This window comes from Thermoflexus hugenholtzii JAD2, from assembly GCF_900187885.1.
In the GTDB taxonomy this organism is placed as follows: domain Bacteria; phylum Chloroflexota; class Anaerolineae; order Thermoflexales; family Thermoflexaceae; genus Thermoflexus; species Thermoflexus hugenholtzii.
The window spans coordinates 1-9,512 of record NZ_FYEK01000036.1; the positions used below are offsets into that span (position 1 = coordinate 1).

A 9,512-nucleotide genomic window follows, 5' to 3' on the forward strand; every position below is an offset into this window, starting at 1 on the left:
TCAGGATCTGGCGGACATCATCGCCTTCATCCGGACCTTCAACCCCCACCAGCCGTGAGAAGAGCGGGGCTCGTCCGACACGATGCTCTTGTCAAGGCATAGGGATTGTGTTAAAATGAGGACAGTAGGTGCGCCCGTAGCTCAGCCTGGATAGAGCGTTGCCCTGCGGAGGCAAAGGTCGCAGGTTCAAATCCTGCCGGGCGCGCCATGGGTTCCCACAGGGGCCGCCGAAGGCGGCCTCTGTTGGTTTATACGGAACCTCAGGAGGATCCAGCGCGATGATCCTCTCCGTGTATCGGGAGTGGGCTTCCGAGCAGGTCCGTCGCGCCCTGCGAACGTTAGGCCTTCCGGAGCCTTCCGGGATCGAGTGGCGGGATCTCCCCTTTGATTACACCTGGGGGATGGCGACCCCCCTGGCGATGCAGCTGGCCGCCCAGGAGAAGAAGAGCCGGCCGAACCTGAACGTACCCGCCCGGGCTCAGGAGATCGCCGAGCGTCTGGCGGAGCAGCTGCGGGAGACCCTTCGCGCGGATCCCCGCTTCCAGCGGGTGGAGGCGGTGCGGGGTTATCTCAATCTCTATTTCAACCCTTCCCAGGTTGCCCGCTCGGTCATCGAGACCGTCCTCCGGGAGGGGCCGGACTACGGCCGGGGGGCTCCGAAGGGGGAGCGGGTGATGGTCGAGTTCTCCCAGCCCAATACCCACAAGGCTTTCCACATCGGCCATCTGCGCAACGCGGTGCTGGGCGATGCCCTCTCCCGCATCCTGGATTTCGCCGGCTTTGAGGTGATCCGGGCGACCTATCCGGGGGACATCGGCGCCCATGTGATCAAGTGCCTGTGGGGCTACCTGCGTTTTCACCGGGGGGAGGAGCCGGCGGAGCGGCGGGGCGCCTGGCTGGGCCAGGTCTATGCGGAGGCCGAGGCCCGCCTGGAGGAGGCCGACGCCTACCGTCGGGAGGTGGTGCGCTTTCTGTTGACGGCTTTCCGGGAGGAAGGCGTCACGCCCTGGGCGCGGGATTTCCTGCTGACTCGCCTCTCCGAGGCCATGGCGGCCCATGCCGCCTCCGGCCCCGTCGGCCAGAAGGACGCAGCGGTTCTCATCCGGGCGATGGCGATGGGGGAGCTGCCGGACCTCGACGCCGTGGCGGATAAGGACTGGCTGTGGTCCCTCTGGGAGGCGATGGGTCGGTGGTTGAGCGAGCTGGAAGAGAAAGCCCGGGTCCGGCGGGGGAAGGGCGGCGAGGCGGATCGGCAGGCGGTGGCATGGCTCCGGGCCCGCTATCGGGAGATCGGCCATCGTCCTGAAGAGTGGAATTACGAGAAAGAGCTGCGGGCCCTCTACGCTCGGTGGGAGGCCCGGGACCCAGAGCTCCTTGAGCTGTGGCGGCGAACTCGGGAGTGGAGCCTGGAGGAGTTCCAGCGGATCTATGAGGAGCTGGGGATCACCTTCGACGTCTGGTTCTTCGAGAGCGAGGTTGAGGAGGAGGGCAAGCGCATCGTGGAGGAGCTGATCGCCCGTGGCATCGCCACTGATCTGCGCCCCCACGGCCCGGTGGTGGTGGAGATTGACCGGCTCCTGGGACAGGAAGGGAAGGAGGAGTATCGCACCCTGGTGATCCTGCGCAGCGATGGCACCACGCTCTATTCCACCAAGGACCTCGCCCTGGCCAAGCGCAAGTTCGAGCAATATCGCATCGATCGCTCCATCTACGTAGTCGACGTCCGCCAGTCCCTTTACTTCAAGCAGATCTTCAAGATCCTGGAGCTGTGGGGCTTCCCTCAGGCAAGCAAGTGCTATCATCTGGCCTATGAGATGGTTACCCTGCCCGGCGGGAAGATGTCCTCCCGCGCGGGGACGGTGGTGCTCTATGAGGATTTCGCGGCGGAGGCCCGGGAGCGGGCGCGACGGATCGTGGAGGAGAAGAACCCGGAGTTGCCGCCGGAGCGAAAGGTGGAGATCGCCCGCGCCGTCGCCCTGGGGGTGATGAAATACAGCATGCTCAGCGTGGACAACAACAAGGTCATCGTCTTCGACTGGGATGCGGCCCTCAACCTGGAAGGGCAAACGGGGCCGTATCTCCAGTACGCCCACGCCCGAGCGTGTCGGATCCTGGAGAAGGCGGAAGCCCCGGTGACCCTCGATGGGGATCACATCTTTGAGACCCTGGAGCCCCAGGAGGTGGCCCTGATCGAGGCCATCGCCGCGTTCCCGGATTTAGTTCAAGCAGCGGCGGAGCGCTACAAGCCCCTTCTGATCGCCAACTATGTCTTCGATCTCGCCCGGGCGTTTAACGAATTCTATCGGGACTGCCCGGTCCTGACTGCCCCTTCCCCCATCCGGGAAGGCCGTCTGGCGCTGGTGGCCGCTGCCCGCCAGACCCTGGCCAACGCCCTTCAGCTCCTGGGGATCCCGGCCCCCGAGATCCTCTGAGTTCCCCGCGCTTCCGCGCCCTCCGGTCGAAATACAGCGCCTGGAATGTTACAATCTACAATAAATATCGGATGGGTCTGATCCTGTGAAGGGATCCGGCGGGCTGCGGGGAGATCTGTTGCCCTCTTTATCGATCATGCGCTGGGATCGGCGAAGGGCCTGGCTCCGGAAAAGGAGGTGGGCGATGGCGGTAACGACTCTGAGCGATGCGGAGCGGAAGATCCTGGCCTATCTGCGGGACCATCGAGGGTATCACAGCCCGTATACCATCGCGCGCGATCTGACGATGAATCCCAAGGAGGTCATCCAGATCCTGGAGGGGCTTGCCGCCCGCGGGCTGGTGCGTCAGAGCCTGGCGAACCCGGTGTATGGGATCACGGATCAGGGGCGAGCGGCCATGGGGGAAGGCTGAGCCTTTCTTCGCCGGAGAAGCGATCCATATCGTTTCCCCTCCTGGCCAGGGGGATGGGAAGCGAGCGCTTTTGCACGGGTTCCGGCTCCCCCGGCGAGCCTACGCCCGGCATGCCGGCGGGGCGAAGCAGGCGGCCTGCGCTTCTGCTTCGCCCCGCTTCTCTCTTCGATGAGGCCTTACGCGGCCGCCTGGGCAGCGCCGCCGAAGGTCTGGTTGAACTGTTGCATCAGCCGGGACTTCAGGCGGGCCGCGGTGTTGCGATGGATCACCCCCTTGCGGGCCGCCCGGTCCAGCTCTCGATAGGCCTCTCGGATCGCCTTCTGCGCGGCCTCCAGGTCGGCCTGGGCGATGGCCTGACGCGCGTATTTCACGAACGTCCGCACCCGGGTGCGGATGGCCCGGTTGCGCTGCCGCCGACGCTCTGCTTTCCGCAGCTCCTTGAGGGCTGAACGCGTGTTCGGCAAGGATTCACCTCCACCAGGGATTCCTCACGCACGCCGATTGTTAATTTTATGAGGTCTCCTGGGATTTCGTCAAAGACCCCGGCGTTGCCAACGTCTGGGTGTGGGACACGAAAGGGAACCAATGCGATGCCGAAGGATCGTCCTTAGGTGTGGAGGATCCGCCTGGGGAGGGACTCTTTTTCCGCGGCTGTACAGGCTGGGCAGGTCGTTTTCGATATAATCGAAAAGGCAGGCTGTGGAAATTGAGGGGGAGGGATGCTGACCGATTTCCGAGTGCAGCAGCGCGATTACCTCCTGGAGATCACGCGGGCCATCACTGCGCAGCTGGATCTGGACGCCGTGCTGCGCATGGTGGTGAACGCGGCCGCGGAGATGCTGGACGGCCAGGTCGCTTTCATCGCTCTGCGGGAGGACGAGGCCTTCACGATCCGCGCTGCCCACGGCCTGCCGGAGCGGATGTGGGGGGAGCTGAACACGCTCCTGATGGAGCTCCCGGCCCAGCCGGAGGCCTGGGGCCGGGCCGGCGTCGAGCGGGTCCTGATGCAGATCGCCCGCACCCTTCGGATCGAAGCCCAGCAGGCCGTCGCCCTCCCCCTGATCGTGGGGGAGAACCTCCTCGGCCTGCTGATGGTCTTCCGCGCCTTCGGCACCGCTTTCACCTACGATGACCGGCTGGTCCTACGCGCCTTCGCTGACCAGGCCGCCATCGCTGTCCACAACGCCCAGCTTTACCAGCAGCTGGCCACCGAGAAGCGGCGGCTGGAGGCCATCATCGAGGCCACCGCCGACGGCGTCATCATCCTGGACCCGGCCCACCGCATCCAGGTCTTCAACCGGGCCATGACCCGGCTGACCGGATGGTCCCCGGCCGAGGCCATCGGCCGCCCCCACGATGAGGTGGTGGTCCTGAACCCTCGACGCTCCGGCATGACCCTGGCCGAGGCCGAGGCCGGCGGGTGGCCCCTGGCCGGCGGAAAGCCCATCTATGTCGAAGGGGACCTGGTCCGCCGCGATGGGGGGCGCGTGGCCGTGGGGATCACCTATTCGCCTCTTCTGGACCGCACCGGCCGCCTGGTGAACATCATCGGCGTGGTGCGGGACATGACCCGCGTCCGGGAGGCCGAGGAGCTGAAGTCCACCTTCATCTCCATCATCTCCCACGAGCTCAAGACGCCGGTCTCCATCATTAAGGGTTACGCCGGCACGTTGCGGCGGGAGGACGCCACCTGGGATGTGGCGACGGTGCGGGAGATCGCGGCGATCATCGAGGAGGAGGCGGACCGGCTCACCGAGCTGATCGACAACCTGCTGGATGCCTCCCGCCTGCAGGCGGGGGCCCTGGAGCTGCAGTTCGTGGAGGTCGCCTTGGACGAGCTGGCGGAACGGGTGGCAGACCGCTTCCGTCCCCAGACCGATCGTCATTTCATCGTGGTCGACTTCCCACCGGATTTCCCTCTGATCCAGGGGGATCCCCGCCGGCTGGAGCAGGTGCTGGCCAACCTGGTGAGCAATGCCATCAAATACTCTCCGCAAGGGGGGATGATCCGCATCTCCGGGCGGGCGACGCCGCGGGAAGTGATCGTCACCGTCACCGATGAGGGCGTGGGGATCCCGCCGGAGGAGCAGGAGCGGATCTTCGAGCGCTTTTATCGCACCAGCCAGGCCATCGCCCGTCAGACGCCGGGGACGGGCCTGGGGTTGTATCTGGCCCGGGCGATCGTGGAGGCCCACGGCGGCCGGATTTGGGTAGAGAGCGCCCCCGGACGGGGATCCGCGTTCAGCTTCTCCATCCCGCGCAGCCCGATACGGTAAGAGGATCCGGACGTGCGACGAGCTCCCTCCACGTTAAAGCGAACCGCTGGCCCTCCCTCCCCGGACCGGAAGGTGTTATAACCCGAACGGTGAGCGCGATCTCCCTTCCCGCGTGAAAGCGGGCGGCGCCCTTGCTCATCCGGGGAGAAGGCTCGGAGCTGAGCGTGCATCGATTCATCTTCTCCGGGAAGTGAAGGGACCACCCCATGTCCTTCGTCCACCTGCATGTCCACACGGAATACTCGCTGTTAGATGGGCTCAGTCGGATCGACGATCTGATCGGGCGGGCGGCCGAGCTGGGCATGCCGGCCCTCGCCCTGACGGATCACGGCGTTCTCTACGCCGCCATCGCCTTCTATCAGAAGGCTCAGGAGGCCGGGATCCGGCCCATCCTGGGGATGGAAGCCTACATGGCCCGGCGCACCGTTCAGGATCGGGAGCCGGATGATCGGAGCCTTTACCACCTGACGATCTTGGCGATGGATGAGACGGGCTGGCGGAATCTCATCCGCCTGGCGACCATCGCCCAGCTGGAGGGTTTCTACTACAAGCCGCGCATCGACAAGGCCCTGCTGGAGCGCCACGCGGAGGGGTTGATTATCCTCTCCGGATGCCCCTCGGCGGAGATCCCGCGTCTGTTGGCCCAGGGGCGGATGGAGGAGGCGGAGGCGGTGGCGGCGTGGTTTGCTGAGCGCTTCCCCGGTCGCTTTTTCCTTGAGCTGCAATCCCACCCGGGCGTTCCGGAGCTGGATGAGATCAACCGGGGTTTGGTGGCCCTGTCCCGCCGCCTCGGGCTCCCCCTGGTGGCCACCAACGATGTGCACTACGTCCGCCCGGAGGATGCCGGGCTCCAGGATGTGCTGCTCTGCATCCAGACCGGCAAGCGGCTGAAGGAGCCCGGCCGTATGAAGATGAGCGACAACACCTACTATCTCCGCACCCCGGAGGAGATGCAGGAGCTTTTCGCCGAGATCCCGGAGGCCCTGACCAACACCTTGCGGGTGGCGGAGATGTGCTCGCTGAAGCTGGAGCTGGGCCGCCACCGGCTCCCCCGCTTCGATCCGCCCCCGGGCTTCCCGGACCCTGCGGCCTATCTGCGGCACTTGGCGGAGGAGGGCTTCCGGGCGCGCTTCCCTCAGCCCCGGCCGGGCTACCGGGAGCGCCTGGACTACGAGCTGGAGATCATCCACCGCATGGGGTTCGATGCTTATTTCCTGATCGTGTGGGACCTCATCCGCTATGCCCGGGAGCGGGGGATCTGGTGGAACGTGCGGGGCTCCGGCGCCGGGAGCCTGGTGGCTTACTGTCTGGGGATCACCCGGGTGGATCCCATCGAGCTGGATCTGATCTTCGAACGCTTCCTGAACCCGGCCCGCGTGTCGATGCCGGACATCGACATCGACTTCCCGGACGACCAGCGGGATGAGATGATCCGCTATGCGGTGAACCGCTACGGGGCGGACCGGGTGGCCCAGATCATCACCTTTGGGACGATGAAAGCCCGGGCGGCGGTGCGGGATGTGGGCCGGGCCCTGGATCTCCCCCTGCCGGAGGTGGACCGGGTGGCCCGGCTCATCCCCGCGATCCCGGGCAAGGACATCTCCATCCGGGATCTGCTGGATCCTTCGAACGAGGAAGGGCGGGAGCTGCGGCGGCTGTATCAGGAGAAAGATTACATCCGAGAGCTGCTGGATCTGGCCATGCAGCTGGAGGGGACGGTGCGCCATGCCGGCACCCACGCGGCGGGCGTGGTGATCGCTGATCGCCCTCTGGTGGATTACGTCCCTCTCCACCGGCCGACCGGGCTGAAGGGGAGCGCGCGGGAGGAGAACGGCGGGGAGGAGGGAGGGGGGGAGGCCCTCCTGCCGGTCACCCAGTTCGATATGGAGGCCCTGGAGGCCCTGGGCCTCTTGAAGATCGACTTCCTAGGCCTTTCCACCCTCACGGTGATGCGGGAGACCTGCGAGCGGGTAGCCCAGCGTCACGGGGTGCATCTGGACCTGGAGACCATCCCGACGGATGCCCCGGAGGCCTACGCCCTTCTGGGGCGGGGGGAAACGGTGGGAGTGTTCCAGGTGGAAGGGCGGGGGTTCAGCCGAATGATGCGGGACCTCAAGCCCCGGGCCTTCTCCCATGTGATGGACGCCCTGGCCCTCTACCGTCCGGGGCCGCTGGAATATATCCCTAACTACATCCGCCGCATGCGCGGCCAGGAGCCCATCGAATATCGCCATCCGCGTCTGGAGCCCATCCTCTCGAAGACCTTCGGCATCCTGGTCTACCAGGAGCAGATCATGCGGGTGGCCATCGATCTGGCCGGCTACACGCCCTCTGAGGCGGATGAGCTGCGCAAGGTCGTGGCCAAGAAGAAGGGGGAAGCTTTCCCCAAGCAGCGCGCCAAGTTCCTGGAGGGCTGCGTCCACAACGGCATCCCCGCCGAGGTAGCGGAGGCCATCTGGGGGGACATCGAGTTCTTCGCCCGTTACGGCTTCAATGCCGCCCACGCTGCCTCCTACGCCAAAATCTGCGTCCAGACGGCTTATCTCAAAGCCAAATATCCGGTCGAGTATCTGTGCGCCCTGATGACCGTCGACCGGAACAAGACGGAGAAGATCGGCCTCTATGTCGCGGAGTGCCGGCGCCTGGGGATCCCCGTCCTCCCGCCCGACATCAACCGAAGCGAAGCCACTTTCACCATTGAGCGGACGCCGGAGGGCGTGGAGGCCATCCGGTTCGGGCTGACGGCGGTGAAGAACGTGGGGGAAGGGGCGGTGGTCCGCATCCTGGCCGCCCGGCGGGAGGGCGGGCCTTTCCGGGATCTGGATGATCTGGCCCGGCGGGTGGATCTGAAGGAGATCGGCCGGCGAGCCCTGGAATCCCTGATCCGGGTCGGGGCTCTGAGCGCCTTCGGGAATCGAGCTCAGCTGCTGGAGATCCTGGACCACTTGATGGAGGCCAGCGCTCGTTACCATCGGGAGCGCCAGCAGGGGATGCTCAGCCTCTTCGATCTGAGCGGCCTTCGGCTGGAGGCGACCTCCCGGATCGGCGCGTTGCCGAATCTGCCCGAGGTCGAGGAGGGGCAGATCCTGGAATGGGAGAAGGAGCTCGTCGGCGCTTATCTCTCAGAGACCCCGCTCACCCGGCAATGGCCGATCTTGCAGCAGGTGGTCACCCACACCACGGCCGACCTGAGCGAAGAGCTCCACGGGCAAACCGTGAAGCTGGCCGGCCTGATCCGGGCGGTGCGGACCGTCACGACGCGAACCGGGGAGACCATGGCGTATGTGACGATGGAAGACATCCATGGGATGGTGGAAGTAGTGATCTTCCCCCGCCTGTGGAAGCAGAAGGGGGACCGGGTGCGCCCGGATTCGATCCTCATCGTGGTGGGCAAGGCGGAGAGCGGAGGACGGGAGCCTCGGGTGGTGGCGGAGGACCTGCGGGATCAGGAGGTGCTGGCGCGGCCGGCGGAGGAGCGGACGGAAACGGAGGAGGAGTTCCCGGAGGCCGAGGAGCGTATCCTCCCGCCGAACGGCTGGGGGCGTTCCAGGGAGGAGACAGCCTCCGATCCGAAGAAAGCCGCTCCACCCGTTCCTCTTTCGTCCCCAGAGGAGATGCCCTCTCCGCCTTCAGAGGGGGAGGCAAGCGCCTGGACCCCGGCCTCCGAAAGGGGACCACAGATCCCCCTAGGGTCGGAACCCCCCAGAGCCGTCCCGGCCCGGCAAATCGTGGTGTATCTCTACCGGACCGACCGCCTGGAGGACGATCTGCGGCGGCTGCAGGAGGTCCATCGGCTGCTCACGGAGCGGCCGGGGCCGGACCCCTTCCAGGTCGTGGTGGTGTATCCGGACCGGCGGCAGGTCCGGCTGCGGTTCCCTCAGCAAGGCACGTGGTATTCCCCGGAGCTTCTGGCGCGCCTCGAAGGCTTGCTGGGCCCGGACTCCGTGCGCGTCTTCCCGCTTAAGCCGCAGGAGTGAGCCGGCAGGTCCTTCTGCGCAACGTGCTGAGGCCGCCGGGCCTCGCTTTATGGTAAAATCCCGGAGTGGGAGGATGTAGATGGCGTTCACGGTGGAGGATCTGCAGGATCTGGCGGAATTATTGCGCGCGCATCCGGAGTGGCGGGAGCCCTTGTGGGCCCTGCTGGCCTCGGAGGAGGTGCGCCGGATGCCCGCCGATCTGGCGGCCACGCGGGAGGCGATGGAGCGGGGCTTCCGGCGGGCCGCCCGCCTCATCTTGGCCCTCTACCGGGCCCAGCGGCGACAGGCCCGGGAGACGGACGCTCGCTTTGCGGAGATGGCTGAGGCTATCCGCCGCCTGGGCGAGACCTTCGGCGCCCATCGTCAGGAGTTCCTGGCCCACCAGGCCCAGACCCAAGCGCAGCTTACCGAGCTC

Annotated in this window: 5 protein-coding genes, 1 tRNA gene and 1 pseudogene; 6 read left to right on the forward strand and 1 reads right to left on the reverse strand. The window is 66.1% G+C overall.

The window, feature by feature from the left end; genetic code table 11:
* Positions 1-130 precede the first annotated feature (130 nt).
* The 3 genes from CFB18_RS09875 to CFB18_RS09885 all read left to right on the forward strand — a co-directional run bounded on the left by CFB18_RS09875 (position 131) and on the right by CFB18_RS09885 (position 2,844).
* Positions 131-208 (forward strand) — tRNA-Arg (locus tag CFB18_RS09875).
* Between the two features lie 70 nt (positions 209-278).
* Positions 279-2,432 (forward strand): arginine--tRNA ligase, encoded by a 2,154-nt coding sequence (gene argS, locus CFB18_RS09880; protein ID WP_088571649.1) that lies wholly within the window; start codon positions 279-281, stop codon positions 2,430-2,432.
* A gap of 184 nt (positions 2,433-2,616) precedes the next feature.
* Entirely contained in the window at positions 2,617-2,844 is a 228-nt protein-coding gene (locus CFB18_RS09885) for a hypothetical protein (protein WP_088571650.1), read from the forward strand.
* A 176-nt stretch (positions 2,845-3,020) separates the two neighbouring features.
* On the opposite strand, the gene rpsT is transcribed toward CFB18_RS09885, so the two are convergent.
* The gene (gene rpsT, locus CFB18_RS09890) at positions 3,021-3,308 is read right to left on the reverse strand and encodes a 30S ribosomal protein S20 (RefSeq protein WP_088571651.1); all 288 of its coding nucleotides are present in this window, start codon (positions 3,306-3,308) and stop codon (positions 3,021-3,023) included.
* 255 nt (positions 3,309-3,563) lie between these two features.
* Between rpsT and CFB18_RS09895 the strand changes: the two genes are divergently transcribed.
* From CFB18_RS09895 to CFB18_RS09905, 3 genes and pseudogenes are all read left to right on the forward strand, one after another.
* Positions 3,564-5,120 (forward strand): ATP-binding protein, encoded by a 1,557-nt coding sequence (locus CFB18_RS09895; protein ID WP_088571652.1) that lies wholly within the window; start codon positions 3,564-3,566, stop codon positions 5,118-5,120.
* A 206-nt stretch (positions 5,121-5,326) separates the two neighbouring features.
* Positions 5,327-9,097 carry a DNA polymerase III subunit alpha gene (locus CFB18_RS09900; protein WP_088571653.1) on the forward strand — a complete coding sequence of 1,257 codons (3,771 nt, stop codon included), beginning with the start codon at positions 5,327-5,329 and terminating at the stop codon, positions 9,095-9,097.
* A 79-nt stretch (positions 9,098-9,176) separates the two neighbouring features.
* Positions 9,177-9,512, forward strand: a pseudogene (locus CFB18_RS09905) (hypothetical protein); the annotation flags it as partial.